This window comes from Paenibacillus catalpae (assembly GCF_900112695.1).
GTDB classification, from domain to species: domain Bacteria; phylum Bacillota; class Bacilli; order Paenibacillales; family Paenibacillaceae; genus Pristimantibacillus; species Pristimantibacillus catalpae.
The window spans coordinates 147715-163542 of the sequence record NZ_FOMT01000005.1 but is presented as its reverse complement, the minus strand read 5'-3'; the positions used below and the strand labels follow the sequence as shown (position 1 = coordinate 163542).

Genomic DNA, 15828 nt, shown 5'->3' with positions numbered 1-15828 from the left:
GCAGATGAACTGAAAAGTGTGCGAATATCGCGGTAACAATATCTTGAATTAATGAGCCGCCTTCGACTCGGTCAATGTCTCCATATCAATGACATAACGCTCCATGCCGCCGGACTCCAGCTGAATTTCGTAAGTCAGCTGTTTGCTGTCCTCCGACCATACCAGAGTAGTGATTTTCCCGTTCTTGCGCTCAGACTCGAATAGAGCTGCAGTATCACCAGTATCATAAACATAAATGACAAAGTTTGAAGCTTTGGCCGTAAAGCTACCGTCCGGAGACGATGCTTGAAGCGGCGTAGGGACTGGTGCAATACCCTGGTTTGGCTCACTGCCATTATTACCATTGCCTTGGTTAGGCTCGCTGATGGACGGAGCTTCATCTGTTGACGACCCGGTTTCCTTGTCGCCAGCGGCAGGTTCATTAGTTACTCCACCAGAACTACCGGCATTCGAAGACATACCGCCGGCATCCGATTTGGAAATACCCAAATCCTCTTCCGTTGTAACATGGTAATCATCGTTAGTCGACCGATTTGTCGCTCCAGAACTATCCGGATCTACCGATTCCGTACCTACTTCGGCTTTGTTGCTGCTATTTGCCGCAAATGGATGAACTTCTTTCATTGACATTTGCGTGTCAGCCATATCAGCCGAAGCCACTGTTGACGACTCTGCCTTATTGGCATCTCCAAAGCTGCCCGAAGACGGGAATAATCCGGCATTATAAGATACAAGGAATAAACCCGCTGCCACACTGGCTGCAATAATCCCTGTAATCGCCCGGAAGCGCAGCTGATGCCGTTCCTTGGCACGCCGAGCCGTTTGCGGAGTCACCGGCGATATCTCCACCGATGCCGCCTCTGGCTGCCGGAAAGGAACAATCTGTTCAAGCTGAGGTAAAATAGCATCTACCAGACTGTACTTTGGCATGACATGAGGTAAATTCCCAAGCTCCTCGGACAGCTTTTTCAGCCGCTCAAACATTGCTGCACAGTCCGGACAATGTCTCGTATGCTTGATCAAGATCTCATATTCATGTTCACCCAGATCATCGTCTAGCTGCCGATTCATGTATTCGATCACCTCTTGACAAGTCATCCCCGGACACCACCTTTCTGATAATCATGTAGTAAAGTTTGAAGCTGCTGCCTGGCTCGGAATAAGTAAGATTTAACCGTATTTAATGGCAGATCAAGCGAATCAGCGATTTCGTTATAAGAGAAATCCTGCAAATACCTAAGCACAACTACTGCCCGGTGATGTTCCGGCAACTTGTCTATGGCATTGCGAATGTCTTGAACCGCGTAGGCCGACAGGACCTCGTCCTCGACATTTTGTTTCTCCCGGAATACCATCTCATGCTCGTCTATCGATACGGTTGGCTTGCTTCTTCTAAACTTATCTATACAAATATTTGTTACAATCCGTTGAATCCACGTTTTGAACTGGGCCTTCTCTTCGTAGGAGCCGATTTTGGTATATATGCGGATCAACGCTTCCTGCGCCGCATCCATCGCATCCTGTTCGTTATTCAATATATAATAGGCTGTCCGGTAAACGTGGGTTTCAATCTCTCGCAACAGAGTAATTAAAGCATCCCGATCTCCTGACTGAGCGGCTCTAATAAGGCCAGGCTCTACCACGAAGGATCCCCCTCTCTTGCAACCTCTCTGACGAGTCCGTTGCATAAAATGTTGCATACCTAAATGAAAATACTCTAATTTTTTAATTGAATAAGTAGAAAACTCCAACCTAAAGGATAACAAAAAAATGGAACCCCGTATATAGGTAGTTCCTAGTGAGTTAGGTTTAAAGATGCATATTGGCGGGATAAAAGAATAGGAAAATCGGCACTTTCGACAACGCTTTCCTAATTCTTCCTGATCGTTTGTTCATATATTCCAGTTCGTTTCACTTTGTACCGGATCTCCCCGTCCCGATCGGTACGAAATGCAGCCGCGGATGCCGCCTCAAGCCGCTTCAGCACATCCGGATGCGGATGCCCGTAAGTATTGGTGGCTCCTACTGAAATCGCCGCCTGAAGCGGTCTCCAGAAGCGAAGCCATTCCTCGGAGGTCGAATATTTACTCCCGTGATGCGCTACCTTCAGCACATCAATCGGATTGACAGAGAGTGGTGCAGCACCTATGTCCTGCAAACGCGATAGAATGGAAGATTCTGCTACGCTGCTAATATCTCCGGATAACAAAAACGCAGATGAGTAAATCCTCATATATAAGACTACACTGTCATCATTCTGCTCGTCTACCCTAGGAATTTCCCTGCCGGCTGCCGGCGGCGGCCACAATACGGTTAACTCCGTATTCCTGTCTACCTTCCACTGTTTCCCGAGCTCGGCACGGTACAGAGGTATCCCCTTCTGAACCGCTGTGCGAAGGATCGCCTCTGCATCCTCGTCTGGCTTCAAGCTTCCGTTCCAAACAATGGCCTTCACAGGGATCGTTTCCAGAACCGCTTGTAATCCCCGGATATGGTCGCTGTCCAAGTGAGAGATAACAAGCAAATCAAGGGCATGAACGCCTCGCTTCATTAATAATGGAACAACAACCTTGCCGCCAACCTCAAAAGGATCACTCCGCTTCCTCCACTCTTCCCCCGCTTTCCGGAAGCTCAGCGTTCCTCCTCCATCCACCAGGATCCTTTTCCCTTCCGGGGTTCGGATATAGATGGAATCTCCCTGGCCGACGTCAAGCACATCAACATCAGCCGTACGATTCCATACATCGGGGAAATAGGCATACAGCAACAAGCCTGATCCTGCAAGAAGCGCGAAGATCAATCCTGTTCTGCGTATCCTCCATACCGGCAGCTTTCTTTCCTCCTGCAGCTCCCATATCGGTGCTGTATCCGGCTCGACTCCGCCTTGTAGAGGCTGAGTCTCATCCAAATCCGCCTGTACCGCAACAGGAGCTGCAGGAAGCATCCGGCAGAAAACAGCCAGCGACAAATACCAGGCGACAATCCACCAAAGGGGTGGTGTAGCCCAGATGGTACGAAGCGCATCAACTTCACCCAGCTTGCTGACGAGGAGAAAGGTCCAGTCATTCGCATAAACGCTGACCGCCGCAAGCAATTGACCGCCAAACGGCCATAACATGCCAATGAGAAGAGCAACCGCTCCTATCGGCATCACAATAAAGCTGATAAACGGGACAAGAACAAGGTTCGCCGGTATCGACAGCAGGTGAAATTGATTAAAGTAATAGATGGTCAGCGGAAAAGAAACCACCTGTGCAACAACGGTCACCGCAAGCAAATCCAGCAGCGCTTTTCCTCTCGGCCAATCCGGCATCGCCCGCCTGACCGGCTGCACAAACATGATAAGTCCGGCTGTTACCGCAAAGGACAATTGGAAGCCTACATCCTGAACGAAATAGGGATTCCAAATCAGCATCGCAGCTGCTGCGGCAGCAAGCAGATGCAGGCCATCCTTCAGCTTGTCCATCCGGGCAGCCAGCAGCGCAAGCATCGTCATCAGACCTGCCCGGACGACAGAAGGCGATGAACCGGAGAGTAGTACATAAAAGGGAACGGCAAACATCAGGGCAACGAGCATTCGCTCCCGCGTCATGCGGAGCAGCCGCAACACCGCACCGAGCGCATAAATAAATACGGCCACATGCAAACCGGATATGGCCAAAATATGAGTCAGTCCCAGCCGTGAAAACTGCTGGAACTGCTCCGGGTCCAGGTCCTCGCGGATGCCGAGGACCAGCCCTTTCATGTACCCGGACTGATCGGCCGGGTACAATTGATCCACCCGCGCGCCAAGCCAGTCGCGCGCGGCATCCACGCGGCCGAGCATAGCGGCCGCGGTCCAGCCCGGGCCCGGCGCCGCATGGACGGCGCCGATGCCCGTGACCTTGAGCAGCCAGTGGATATGCTGGCTGCTGTAAAGATAGCGGCGGTAATCAAAGCCTCCGCTATTGGATGCGCCAGCCGGCAGCGTCAGCTCGCCGGTAAGGTGCACTTTGTCGCCGCGGTGCCACGCGGCGGCAATCTTCTGGTGCGGCTGCTCAGCAAGCCGCACCTGCACAAGCAGCCGCTCGCGGACCTCGCGCGGCGCAGCTTCACCACTAATGCGGACGGTATCGGCCGTCACGCGGAACGTGGCGCGGTCACCGTCGACCAGGACCGCGGATATCATCGTGCCGGTCACTTCCACTTCGTAGGAAGCGTCCGGCAGATCCAGCCCGGTGAGCGCCGTCACATTACGGGCATCCGCCCACATCCGCTCGCCTGCCGCTAGCGTGAAGCCGATTAAGCAGACGGCAGCAAGCCGCCGGGTCGACTTGCCGAGCAGCACAAGCCCAAGCAGCATAATCGTTGCTGCACAAACCGCTAGAGCAACGCCCCAATGGCTAAGTTCTGCTGCAACACTGCAGCCGGCTATCCAAAACACGGCAAACCAAACTAAAGGCCGTCTATTCACGGCACTCCCCTCCATCCCCTAACACAAAAAAAAGAACCTCCGGACGCATCAAAACAGATGCATGCAGAGGTTCTTCCCCATTCGCTTATTCAGTTTAAGACGTAACCTTCATGCTCGCCTGCGGCGGCGGCTCATAATCGGTGAGCGAACGGAACACAATGCCCTTCTGACTCATGAGCAAGCTTACTTTGTCACTATCCTTGGGATAGCCGCGGTGGAACACAATTTCCTTCACGCCGCTGTTCGCCAGCATATTGGCACAGGTCCAGCATGGCTGATCGGTCACATATACGGTAGAACCTTCCCGGTCAGCACGGTCCGTAAACAATAGCAGATTTTGTTCTGCGTGAATGGTACGGATGCAGCGCTGCTTCTTAACCATCTGCTCTTTCCCGTCATCGCCAAGCTTCGTTTCCCATTCTTCTGCAATCATGCAGCCTGCCTCCGAGCAGTCCTGCACGCCCATCGGAGCTCCATTATAAGCGGTGCCGAGCAGCTTCTTGCCCTGTACGAGCACCGACCCGACATGGCGGCGGGGACAGCGCGAACGCGTCGACACCATGTAGGCAATATCCATAAAATACGTATCCCAGTCTTTGCGCGAGGCATCATGTGCTTCTGACATAACTTCCAGCTCCTTTTTCCTTTTGCCCGGACAGCTCCCGGCGAACGCCTCCGCTATGGGACACTCGCCGGGTCTGCCTCTTTCTAGTTGTGATCAATTGTCATTAAAGCTTGCAAATTTCTATTGGTAAGAATTGATGGATTAGTTCGATTGACTGCCGCGAAGCGCTTGATCCAGATCGGCCAAAATATCTTTAATGCCTTCTGTGCCGATCGACAGCCTGATCAAGCCGGATGTGACGCCTGCCGCATCCTGTTCTTCTGGCGACAGCTGCTGATGCGTCGTGCTTGCCGGATGGATAATCAGCGACTTCGAATCACCAACATTCGCCAGATGGGAGAACAGCTTCACGGAATTAATCACTTTCTTGCCCGCTTCCACTCCGCCTTTAATGCCAAAGGTCAGAATCGCGCCTTGGCCGTCCGGCAAATATTTCTGAGCGAGTGTATAGGAAGGATGGCTCTCGAGGCCCGGATAGCTGACCCATTCCACCGCTTCATGCGTCTCGAGGAATTGAGCGACCTTCAGGGCATTCGAGCTATGACGCTCCATTCGCAAATGCAAGGTTTCAAGCCCTTGCAGGAGCAGGAATGAGTTAAACGGCGACAACGCAGCACCCATGTCACGCAATAATTGTACTCTTGCTTTAATAATATAAGCAATTGGACCAACAGCATCCGTATAGACAACGCCATGATAGCTTGGATCCGGTGTTGTGAGGCCCTCGAACTTGCCGCTTGCTTTCCAGTCGAATCGGCCGCCGTCTACAATAACACCACCGATCGATGTGCCATGACCGCCTATAAATTTCGTAGCGGAATGGACGACGATATCCGCTCCATGCTCAATCGGGCGGAGCAAATATGGACTTGGGAAAGTATTGTCAACGATGAGAGGAATCCCATGCTCGTGAGCAATCGCCGCTACCGCTTCAATATCAAGCACATCGCCCTTCGGATTGCCTACCGTCTCCGCAAAAAGCGCTTTTGTACGTTCTGTAATCGCGCCGCGGAAATTGTCTGGATTCGACGGATCAACAAATTTCACCTGAATGCCAAGCTTCGGCAGAGTTGTCGAGAACAGATTGTACGTACCGCCGTAAAGGCTGGTCGCGGATACAATCTCGTCTCCTGCGCCGGCAATATTCATAATAGAATATGTAATGGCAGCTTGTCCGGACGCAACAGCAAGTGCGGCAGGAGCTCCTTCAAGCTCAGCTACACGCTTCTCGAATACATCTGTAGTCGGATTCATCAATCGGGTATAAATATTGCCAAATTCCTGCAGCGAGAACAGGTTTGCCGCGTGGTCGGTATCCCGGAAACCATAAGAGGTCGTCTGGTAAATCGGCACGGCCCTGGCAAAAGTAGTCGGGTCAATCTCCTGGCCCCCGTGAACAGCCAGCGTGTCGAGCGATCGCTTGTTTTGATCTTGATTTGTCATGTGCAGCAACTCCTTGGATTATGGGATGGACATGCTTCAACCCATTCAAAGCAAGCGGCTCGGTTTGGTTGTCCAATTCAATCGGGCTCATTGCCTGAATATGGTCAAATAGGCTGGGAATACTTCCCTGCACCTAGTCCCATTTTCTCATAATCAAGGCATTGCGACAATGCTATCTTTTATACCTGCCAGCAATTTGCTGCCGATCCCCTTCACCCTCAATAGATCATCGACCGATTGAAAAAGACCGTTCTGCTCGCGGTCGGCAATTATAGCCTGCGCTTTGGCCGGCCCGATTCCTTTCAGCGTATCCAGCTGTTCAGCGGTTGCACGGTTTACATCAAGCTTCCCTGCCGGGGTTGCCGCCTCTGTCTTAGCGGTATGCTCAGGCTTTGCTGCTTCAGCCTCTTCCGGCACCGCCGCCGCCTGCTCTGCCGCTGCTTCCTGCACCTGCAAAGCACTGCTTACCTCCCGATTCAGCTGTACCCAATCATCCGGCGCTTTCTCCTTCGGTTGCGCTAGTGCGGTTATTAGCAAAACTGCCGCTGCTGCAATAAGAAATAAAGGAACGATCCGCCTGCTTCCATTCGTATTTGTTCGACGTCCATACAGGAGACGGGCCATACTCAACACTCCTTTCATCTAAAAAAGGGGATTTTTAGCATTTTGATGTCATATGTGGCAAGTCTTGCGGAATAGGTTAAAAGAGCAAAACTGTTGGGAGGGCTGAGCATGAATGTCGGATTCATTGGGACGGGCGCGATGGGAAGCCTGCTGGTCGAAGCATTCGTCGCATCGGGAGCACTCGACCCGTGTCATATCGTTATCAGCAACCGGACTTATACAAAAGCACAAGCGCTTGCTGAGCGATATCCCGGAATGAGAGCCGAGCGTTCGAATGCAAGCACCGCTAGCGTCGCCGATATCCTGTTCTTATGCGTCAAACCGCATGAATATAAGAAAGTGATCGATGAGCTGAAGCCGGTCCTGCGGCCAGAGCAGCTTCTTATATCCATTACAAGTCCGGTACTGATTGAACATCTTGAGGAGCTGGTGCCGTGCAAGATTGCCAAAGTGATCCCAAGCGTAACGAACCTCGTCTGGAGCGGAGCCACCTTATGTATTTACGGCTCCCGGATTTCCACAGAGGATCAGGGGATTATTGAAGATCTGCTTGCCTACATTAGTGAACCGCTTCCGATCGAGGAACCGTACACCCGGATCGTATCCGATCTGTCCAGCTGCGGACCCGCTTTTTTCGCTTACCTGATCGGGCAGTTTGTTGATGCCGCCGTATGCGAGACAGGTATCGCGCGCGAGGATGCCGTAAGAGTAGCAAGCGAGATGCTGCTTGGTACGGGACTGCTCTTGACCGAAGGCGGATTATCTCCGGAAGATATCCAGCGCAGGGTAGCTGTTCCCGGAGGCATTACCGCACAAGCGCTGCAGCTGCTGAACCGCGAGCTTGACGGCACCTTCAACCGGCTGATCCGGACGACGCACAAAAAGTTCGACGAGGACGTTGCCAAGATAACAGCCGATTTCTACGGCGAAGAGGTGAACGGACAGTAGCACAATTCGTGCTGCTGGACCGCTCACCTCTTCTTTTGTCTGCTATTTAGTTCGCTACAATGTTAACGAGCTTGCCCTTAACAACGACCACTTTGCGGATCGTTTTGCCTTCTATCAGTTCTTTCACTTTATCCATGTCTTTTGCGAGACGTTCCATCTCTGCTTCTTCCGTATCTGCGGCAATGGATGCACGCTCGATAATTTTGCCGTTAACTTGAACAACGATCTCAACTTCGTCATCTACCGTCCAAGCTTCTTCATACGTTGGCCAAGCCGCGTAAGTGATCGTCCCGGTACCGCCAAGCTTCTCCCACAGCTCTTCCGTAATATGCGGAGCGAGCGGGGACAGCATTTGCAGGAAGTTCTTCATCGCTTCAAGCGGCAGAACATCTGTCTTGTATGCTTCGTTGACGAAGATCATCAATTGGCTGATCGCTGTATTAAAGCGCAGATTCTCGAAGTCGTCCGTCACTTTCTTGATCGTACGGTGCCACGTTTGCTTGAATGCTTTTGTTGTTTCACCGTCCGCGATTTTCGGCGTTACGCTGCCGTCTTCGCTGACGAACAGGCGCCAAACGCGGCTCAGGAAGCGGTAAGTGCCTTCTACGCCGTTTGTGTTCCACGGCTTCGTTGCTTCCAGAGGACCCATGAACATTTCGTACATACGGAGCGTATCCGCACCAAATTCATTCACAATATCATCCGGGTTAATCACGTTGCCGCGCGATTTGGACATTTTCTCGTTGTTGGTACCCAAAATCATGCCTTGGTTAACAAGCTTGTGGAACGGTTCTTTCGTGTGCACCACGCCCAGATCGTAGAGTACTTTATGCCAGAAACGGGCGTACAGCAAGTGAAGCACCGCATGCTCCGCTCCGCCGATATACAGGTCTACAGGCAGCCATTCCTTTTGCTTCTCCGGCGAACAGATTTCGTTCTCGTTCTTCGGATCGATGAAGCGCAGGTAGTACCAGCAGCTTCCTGCCCATTGCGGCATCGTGTTTGTCTCGCGGCGCGCTTTCATGCCTGTTTCCGGATCAACCGTGTTCACCCAATCCGTTACGTTTGCGAGCGGTGACTCGCCAGTACCGGACGGCTTGATCGCCTCCACATCAGGCAGCACAAGCGGCAGCTGATCAACAGGCACCGGCTTCATCGTGCCGTCTTCCAGATGAAGAATCGGAATGGGCTCTCCCCAGTAACGCTGACGGCTGAACAACCAGTCACGCAAGCGATAAGTCACTTTGCCATGACCTTTGCCCGAAGCTTCCAGATGTTCAATCATCGCTTTAATGCCGTCTTCATTGTTCAGACCGTTCAGGAAGTCGGAGTTTACGTGAGGTCCGTCGCCTGCATAAGCTTCCTTCGTCACATCGCCGCCTTGAACAACTTCAAGGATTGGCAGATCAAATTGCTTTGCAAACTCCCAGTCACGCGTATCATGACCCGGAACCGCCATAATTGCGCCTGTGCCGTAACCGGCAAGAACATAATCGGCGATCCAGATTGGCGTCTTCACGCCGTTAACCGGGTTGATCGCATAAGCACCTGTAAATACGCCTGATTTGTCCTTCGCAAGGTCGGTACGCTCCAGGTCGCTCTTACGCGCTGCTGCTTCCTTATACGCTTCAACTGCGGCAGCCTGATCAGCGGTTGTAATTTGAGCAACAAGCTCATGTTCAGGAGCCAGGACGCAGTAAGTTGCGCCAAACAGCGTATCCGGACGTGTGGTGAATACAACAAGCGAAGCATCATGGCCATCAATCGCGAAAGTCACTTCTGCGCCTGTCGATTTGCCGATCCAGTTGCGCTGCATGTCTTTAATGCTTTCCGACCAGTCCAGCTCCTCCAGATCCTCAAGCAAGCGTTCCGCATATTCCGTAATTTTCAGCATCCATTGACGCATCGGCTTACGGATTACCGGATGACCGCCGCGTTCGCTGAGGCCGTCGATAACTTCTTCGTTAGCCAATACCGTTCCGAGAGCCGGACACCAGTTAACCGGAACCTCTGCTACATAAGCGAGGCCTTTGTTATACAATTGGATAAAGATCCATTGGGTCCACTTGTAATAATCCGGATCCGTTGTGCTGAACTCCCGGTCCCAGTCATACGAGAAGCCAAGCGATTTGATCTGGCGGCGGAAGTTGTTAATATTTTCTACCGTAATCTCACGCGGATGGCGCCCGGTTTGCAGGGCGTATTGCTCTGCCGGCAAACCAAATGCGTCCCAGCCCATTGGATGAAGAACGTTATAGCCGCGCATCCGTTTGTAACGGGATACGATATCCGTAGCCGTATAGCCTTCCGGATGGCCTACGTGCAAGCCTGCGCCGGATGGGTAAGGGAACATATCAAGGGCATAGAACTTCTTCTTGCCCGGGTCTTCCGTCGTTGCAAAAGTTTTGTTCTCGTCCCAATATTTCTGCCATTTCGGTTCTACCGCAAGCGGGTTGTAACCGTGAAATTCCTGACTCATGATCATATCCTCCTAAAATGTGTGCGAAGCTGCGGCTTCCTTGCTGTACCGTCCGTTACAACGCATCATCAGACATAAAAAAACTCCCGCCCCCAGCGTATTATCGCTAGGGACGAGAGATTATTCCCGTGGTACCACCCTAGTTAACGGCCGGCATGCTTTGCCTTCCGCTCACTCGTTGCCTTTAACGCAGGCTAAACGTTCGCGTTTCTCACGCAAAGCTCCAAGGCGAGATTCATATCGCTGCAGGTCCGGCTTGCACCAACCGCCGGCTCTCTAAGCCTTGCCCCGCGACATTACTGCTCCTCTTCAACGCCATTAAGTATAGAAAAACATGGTTAGCCCCGATTATAATATTAAGTCAGTCTCGTGTCAAGATTGCTAACCAATCAAATCCGGTTCATAAGTGAGGCATCCGGCGATGATCATGCCAACGCTGCACGAAATAAGCAGAATGAGAATACCGACCGCGATATTGTTTTGCTCAATCGCCTTGAAGATCGTTACATTCACTTTAACGGCCTTGCCGAACAGATAGGTGATCAGCTCTGTTACATAGTAGAGAATAACGAGCGCGACAATACCGATTACACCCCACAGCAGCATGTCGGAGAGCGATACCGAATTTTCTGCCGCCGCGCGCACAACGATTGCCAGACCTGCCAGCCTGCCGCCAAGAGATAACGCCGCCGCAACATTTCCTTTAAAGATAAGAGCGAATTCCTTATTCTTGGTTGTCATTTCAAACAAGAGCAGACCTACAATCATAATTGCAAAGCCTACTAAGGAATAAACAAGAAAATCCACATATAAATTATTGTCCATTACAATTAGCTCCCTATACTGATTTAGTTATGCCTACCGGCAAAAAATAAGATAAATTATCCGTTATCGGGCTTCCGATCCTTATGCCGATGGCTCCGGCTTTTCCCCCGATCAGGAAGCTTCCAAACATATACGAGCCTTGGCGTTCTCCCTTTTCCGTCTGAAATCCGGCTGTGGGAAGCTCCACGTACTGCTGGTAGACCGGAAGGTAATGGGCATAGGAATTATGACTGTCCTCCGCCGCAAGAGTACCGTTGCCTTCGAAAATCTTCACCGTATCTCCCTCGCGCCCAAAGGCAGGCTTCATCACGTATTTCGTGCGGCTTTCATGGAAGCGGTCCGGTTCCAGATAGGTCGGGAGAAAATGCTCCTCGATCCACTGATGCTCTTCTTCAGTGAAATAGGGACTCCCCTCTTCATGCAGCGCCCAGATGATCGCCTGGACCGCCTTGGACTGGAGAAGAAACGCCGAAGGCGGATTCACAACCGCCAGCTTCTTCTGCTCGATAAGCTCCAAGAGCCATAGTCCGATCGGATTCCCCTTTTCATCTTCATCCTCTATGAAGTTCTCAACCGGAAAGGTTTGACGGTAAAGGACGTGAATTTGACGGCCTTCTTCGTCAAACAATCCTTCATGACGAATAATTTGAAGCTGATCGAGCGGAACAAAGCTCGACGGGAACGGCAGAAGACTTCTTAGATAAGCGGCCGTATTCGCGTCCTCCACGTTATCACCGTGCGCTGTAAACACAACGTGTGGAGCATCGAGATGGTCTCCGAGGTATTCCAGACTTTCGATAACCGCTTTTTCTACAGCTAGAGCAAGCTGCTCCTCAAAACCGGCATTGGGATTGTGCTGGTTAAATGCTTCGCAGACTAAACCATTAACATGATGGAGCTCCTTTATAAAGGTTGGCGTATCCGAGTTAATCTCCATACACTTGTATGTCTGTCCCGTTCCAATCAGATCCAATCTGGCGATGACGCTTTCAACCGATAAGCTTTTGACCCTTATGTAAGGAAGGGTTTCTCGAGGGAATCCAAGAGCTAATAGTGTCTCGTCATCCACGGTCCGAAGCAGAAAGGCTGTCTTGTAGAAAATATGGCCAATCCGGTTCGTCGATTCGCGAATCTTGTGAACCTCTTCTTTCGTAATCATGAAAAGATCATAAAGGGAATATTCTTCACCATATAAATCCGCCCAATACCCTTCGATCTGGGAGTAGAAGGCTTCTCTGGTCTTAGAGTAATCGCCCACGGCTATCCTCCGCTAATGGAGCTGCCTTTGCCGAAGCCGGAGCTCGTTTTGCTGGAGATGCTGGTTTTATAAGTGGAATAAGAGCTGCTTTTCTGCAGAGCAGAGCGGGTTGAGTAATAGCTGTTGCCGTAATAATAGTGACGATAGTAAGAAGAGCTGGAATCATCACAGCGGTATACCCCATCCGATTTGTCCCATTCCCAGTCGTTACATTGGGTGTCCGTTGGCGGTGCTGTGCGGGGGTAAGCAGTCGACTGACCGCATCCCGTCAGCGCAGTAGCCATAGCAACGGCAGAGACGCCCAGCATTGCTTTTTGAGTTAAATTCATAGACTAGTATCCTCCAAGCTTCATAGTTCCTATAAAGTTATATCACATTTGAGAGAGATGCAGGAAGAAAAGTTAATGTTTCCATAAAATGATGTTATGATAGTAAAACCATTTTGATTACGGAGTGAACCGGATGAAGAGATTAACTTATTTTATCGATAATGGACTTAATCAATATGAGCCGCTTATGGAGTATCAGGCCGCGAATGTGGGTGTCGATGAAATGTACGCCCGGCAGTTATGCACTTATCTAATCGCTAACGGCATTCAATACGAATTAACTTCCAATGAGATGCAGGAAAATGAAGAAATGCTGATCGTGAAAAGGCTCGGACCAAACGAGAACTACGGGGACGAAGCCAACTACCGCGGACGAGGCATTTATATTGAATTCAGAAAGCCTAACGAGCGCGGACGCAAGCTGACAGAGATCCACTGCACGAATCATTACGATGTTATCCGTTACTTGCTAAAGGATATTGCGGACATTCCAGGCTATGGTCCCATGTTTACTACATCAACCGAGATTGACGAGGACCGGGGCTGTTATGTTATTTATGTCCGAGGGATGAATGAACCGGAGGAATAGAATTAGCGTGGGATGGGGTTGGCAAGTCCCCTTCCCTTTCTTATGAAAACAGCAAAAAAGCCGCCTTTCGGCGGCTTTATCTACAATCTGCTTGATACGGTTTTGAATATCATCCCTATGCAAGCTGCTTTTCTGCTTTTTGTTTTTTGCCGGATTTCAATCTAAGAATGACATTAAGACCGATAGCTCCCGCCAGGATCAATCCCACGAAACCAAAGCCCGCGTATATGCTAAACGAATGAATCACTTTGAGCCAAACATACAGCCCTGCCAGCGTAATAAATAAGGTTGGCACGGTTAGCACGAAGCCGGCCTTCATATACGAACCCCATGATATCTTCACGTCTTTTTTAGCAAGAACATGAAGCCACAACAAGGTGGCCAGCGAACCGATGGGCGTCAGCTTTGGACCCAAATTGCAGCCAATCACATTCGCATACACCAGCGATTCCCGTATTGCCCCTGCTGTTGCCGTACCTTTAATCGCCAGAGCGTCAATCATAACGGTAGGCATATTATTCATAACCGATGATAAGATCGCGGACAGGAGCCCCATCCCGATGGTAGATACAAACAAGCCTTGGTCGGCAATCACTTGAATCACTTCTCCAAGCGCATCTGTTAATCCGGCATTCCGCAGACCGTATACAACCACATACATGCCAATGGAGAAAACAACGACCGTCCATGGCGCTTCCTTCATGACCCGCTTTGTTTGAATCGCCGGACTACGCCGTGCGTAAATCAGGAAGACCAAGGACACAGCCCCCGTAATAATGGATACCGGCACTTGAATAAATTCGCTGGCCAGATAAGCGAGAAGCAGAATCGTCAGCAGAATCCAGGATAAACGGAATAACCGATGATCTTTAATCGCTTCCTTTGGTTCTTTCAACTCACGCACGTCATAGTTGGCCGGAATGCTTTTCCGGTAGAACAGATACAACACAAGCAAGCTTGCGCCAAGAGCAAACAGATTAGGAATAACCATACGGCTGGCATATTCCACAAAACCAATGCCAAAGTAATCGGCTGAAACGATATTCACCAGATTGCTCACGATAAGCGGCAGCGACGTCGTGTCCGAGATAAAACCGCCGGCCATAATAAACGGCAGGATCATTTTGTAATCAAACTTGAGGGCCCTTACCATCGCAAGCACAATTGGCGTCAGGATTAATGCAGCTCCGTCATTGGCGAAAAAGGCCGATACAGCAGCGCCAAGCACAACAACGTAAATAAACATCCGTTTCCCGTTTCCTTTGGCGAGCCGGGCCATATGAAGAGCTGCCCATTCAAAGAAACCAATCGCATCAAGAATAAGCGAGTTCAAGATGATAGCGATAAAAGCGATTGTCGCATTCCAGACTATCCCCGTAACTGTTCCTACATCGCCAAAACTGACGACGCCAAAGAGCAAGGCCAGGATGGCACCTCCGGCAGCCGACCATCCGATACCAAGTCCTTTGGGCTGCCAAATAACAAAAGTTAACGTAACAAAAAAAATAATGACTGCTATCAATGCCACTTGTGTTTCCCCACTTTATTTCATTTCGATAAATACATCATCCCTACTATAACAGCTTCTCCATCGCCATGACAGCAATAAAAACGAGTAGTTAAAGATCGTCCTGTTCATCCGCAAATTGAATCAGATCTCTAAAAAACCGTGCTTTATCTTCGCCTTTAAGAGCATGCCCGGATCTCGGATATTCCTTCACAATGACGCTTGGGCTCATCTGCTTGTACCGGGCTAAATCGGTATCCGAGATTAATGAGCCTTCCAGCAGTCCTCTGGCCACCAGAATCGGCAGCTCAAGCGGGCGGTCTAAAGGAATCTGAGTCGACTCCCGCTGAATTCCCCGCACCGCTGCAGTCCGAATATTGACGCTACGGTCGTAAGGAATCAAATAGTTATGAATATAATCATCTGCCCACCCCTCCGGCATAGTTCGATGCTCGGCAGGGTAATCACCTACCATGATCGATCGTACAGCCCCTATCGACTGCTGGGCATACCCCAAAGCATAGGATACCCCTCGCGAGTAGGCAAACAGGTGAAAAGCTTTCACCTCTGCGTGTTGCACAACAGCTTCCAAGTCGGAAATATGATCCTCCAGATCATAACCGGCTTTAGGCGTATCGCTCTTCCCTCTGCCGCGGAACGATAAGAGAATACACCAGAGGATATCTACTTTGTTGGAAGATATTGCTTTTTGTCGAATTAGCAAGTATGGTAAAAGATGACAGAAATC

14 protein-coding genes and 1 other annotated feature are annotated in these 15828 nt (G+C 50.6%); of the genes, 2 read left to right on the top strand and 12 right to left on the bottom strand.

Going from position 1 to position 15828, the window contains the following annotated elements; all coding sequences use genetic code 11:
• Positions 1-48 precede the first annotated feature (48 nt).
• From BM200_RS22070 to BM200_RS22045, 6 genes are all read right to left on the bottom strand, one after another.
• The gene (locus tag BM200_RS22070) at positions 49-1098 is read right to left on the bottom strand and encodes an anti-sigma factor family protein (RefSeq protein ID WP_091188820.1); all 1050 of its coding nucleotides are present in this window, start codon (positions 1096-1098) and stop codon (positions 49-51) included.
• On the bottom strand, positions 1095-1643 hold the full coding sequence (locus BM200_RS22065) for an RNA polymerase sigma factor (RefSeq protein ID WP_091188819.1): 549 nt from the start codon (positions 1641-1643) through the stop codon (positions 1095-1097). The genes BM200_RS22070 and BM200_RS22065 overlap by 4 nt, the downstream gene beginning before the upstream one ends.
• A gap of 227 nt (positions 1644-1870) precedes the next feature.
• Positions 1871-4453, bottom strand: a complete 2583-nt coding sequence (locus tag BM200_RS22060; protein WP_175532969.1) for a ComEC/Rec2 family competence protein — start codon at positions 4451-4453, stop codon at positions 1871-1873.
• A 94-nt stretch (positions 4454-4547) separates the two neighbouring features.
• Positions 4548-5078, bottom strand: a complete 531-nt coding sequence (locus BM200_RS22055) for a deoxycytidylate deaminase (protein ID WP_091188817.1) — start codon at positions 5076-5078, stop codon at positions 4548-4550.
• Positions 5079-5219: 141 nt separating this feature from the next.
• Positions 5220-6521: a homocysteine synthase gene (locus BM200_RS22050; RefSeq protein WP_091188816.1), complete on the bottom strand. Its 1302-nt coding sequence runs from the start codon at positions 6519-6521 to the stop codon at positions 5220-5222.
• A 153-nt stretch (positions 6522-6674) separates the two neighbouring features.
• A complete protein-coding gene (locus tag BM200_RS22045; protein ID WP_245773123.1) occupies positions 6675-7145 on the bottom strand; it encodes a ComEA family DNA-binding protein in 471 nt (156 codons plus the stop codon).
• A gap of 108 nt (positions 7146-7253) precedes the next feature.
• Between BM200_RS22045 and comER the strand changes: the two genes are divergently transcribed.
• Positions 7254-8093 carry a late competence protein ComER gene (gene comER, locus BM200_RS22040; protein ID WP_091188814.1) on the top strand — a complete coding sequence of 280 codons (840 nt, stop codon included), beginning with the start codon at positions 7254-7256 and terminating at the stop codon, positions 8091-8093.
• 46 nt (positions 8094-8139) lie between these two features.
• On the opposite strand, the gene leuS is transcribed toward comER, so the two are convergent.
• The 4 genes from leuS to BM200_RS22020 form a co-directional block, all read right to left on the bottom strand.
• Positions 8140-10572, bottom strand: a complete 2433-nt coding sequence (gene leuS, locus BM200_RS22035) for a leucine--tRNA ligase (protein ID WP_091188813.1) — start codon at positions 10570-10572, stop codon at positions 8140-8142.
• Positions 10573-10677: 105 nt separating this feature from the next.
• Positions 10678-10894: a binding site (T-box leader), on the bottom strand.
• A gap of 59 nt (positions 10895-10953) precedes the next feature.
• Entirely contained in the window at positions 10954-11397 is a 444-nt protein-coding gene (locus tag BM200_RS22030; protein ID WP_091188812.1) for a DUF350 domain-containing protein, read from the bottom strand.
• A gap of 13 nt (positions 11398-11410) precedes the next feature.
• Positions 11411-12655 carry a glutathionylspermidine synthase family protein gene (locus tag BM200_RS22025; protein ID WP_091188811.1) on the bottom strand — a complete coding sequence of 415 codons (1245 nt, stop codon included), beginning with the start codon at positions 12653-12655 and terminating at the stop codon, positions 11411-11413.
• A 2-nt stretch (positions 12656-12657) separates the two neighbouring features.
• Positions 12658-12984, bottom strand: coding sequence for an aminotransferase yhxA (locus BM200_RS22020; RefSeq protein ID WP_091188810.1), 327 nt, complete (start codon positions 12982-12984; stop codon positions 12658-12660).
• 133 nt (positions 12985-13117) lie between these two features.
• Here BM200_RS22020 and BM200_RS22015 point away from each other — a divergent pair, with 133 nt between their 5' ends.
• Complete coding sequence (locus tag BM200_RS22015; protein WP_091188809.1) at positions 13118-13573, top strand: RNA helicase; 456 nt, start codon at positions 13118-13120, stop codon at positions 13571-13573.
• 115 nt (positions 13574-13688) lie between these two features.
• Here the strand turns inward: BM200_RS22015 and BM200_RS22010 are convergent, their stop codons facing one another.
• Together BM200_RS22010 and BM200_RS22005 are read right to left on the bottom strand one after the other, a co-directional pair.
• A complete protein-coding gene (locus BM200_RS22010; protein ID WP_091188808.1) occupies positions 13689-15101 on the bottom strand; it encodes an arsenic transporter in 1413 nt (470 codons plus the stop codon).
• A gap of 91 nt (positions 15102-15192) precedes the next feature.
• Positions 15193-15804 carry an alpha/beta fold hydrolase gene (locus BM200_RS22005; protein ID WP_139230824.1) on the bottom strand — a complete coding sequence of 204 codons (612 nt, stop codon included), beginning with the start codon at positions 15802-15804 and terminating at the stop codon, positions 15193-15195.
• Positions 15805-15828 lie beyond the last annotated feature (24 nt).

What these genes read in the sequence shown, in the direction of transcription:
- BM200_RS22045 (WP_245773123.1), bottom strand. Translation starts at nt 7,145, where the DNA reads ATGGCCCGTCTCCTGTATGGACGTCGAACAAATACGAATGGAAGCAGG.
- BM200_RS22070 (WP_091188820.1), bottom strand. Translation starts at nt 1,098, where the DNA reads ATGACTTGTCAAGAGGTGATCGAATACATGAATCGGCAGCTAGACGAT.
- BM200_RS22030 (WP_091188812.1), bottom strand. Translation starts at nt 11,397, where the DNA reads ATGGACAATAATTTATATGTGGATTTTCTTGTTTATTCCTTAGTAGGC.
- comER (WP_091188814.1), top strand. Translation starts at nt 7,254, where the DNA reads ATGAATGTCGGATTCATTGGGACGGGCGCGATGGGAAGCCTGCTGGTC.
- BM200_RS22050 (WP_091188816.1), bottom strand. Translation starts at nt 6,521, where the DNA reads ATGACAAATCAAGATCAAAACAAGCGATCGCTCGACACGCTGGCTGTT.
- BM200_RS22015 (WP_091188809.1), top strand. Translation starts at nt 13,118, where the DNA reads ATGAAGAGATTAACTTATTTTATCGATAATGGACTTAATCAATATGAG.
- leuS (WP_091188813.1), bottom strand. Translation starts at nt 10,572, where the DNA reads ATGAGTCAGGAATTTCACGGTTACAACCCGCTTGCGGTAGAACCGAAA.
- BM200_RS22055 (WP_091188817.1), bottom strand. Translation starts at nt 5,078, where the DNA reads ATGTCAGAAGCACATGATGCCTCGCGCAAAGACTGGGATACGTATTTT.
- BM200_RS22020 (WP_091188810.1), bottom strand. Translation starts at nt 12,984, where the DNA reads ATGAATTTAACTCAAAAAGCAATGCTGGGCGTCTCTGCCGTTGCTATG.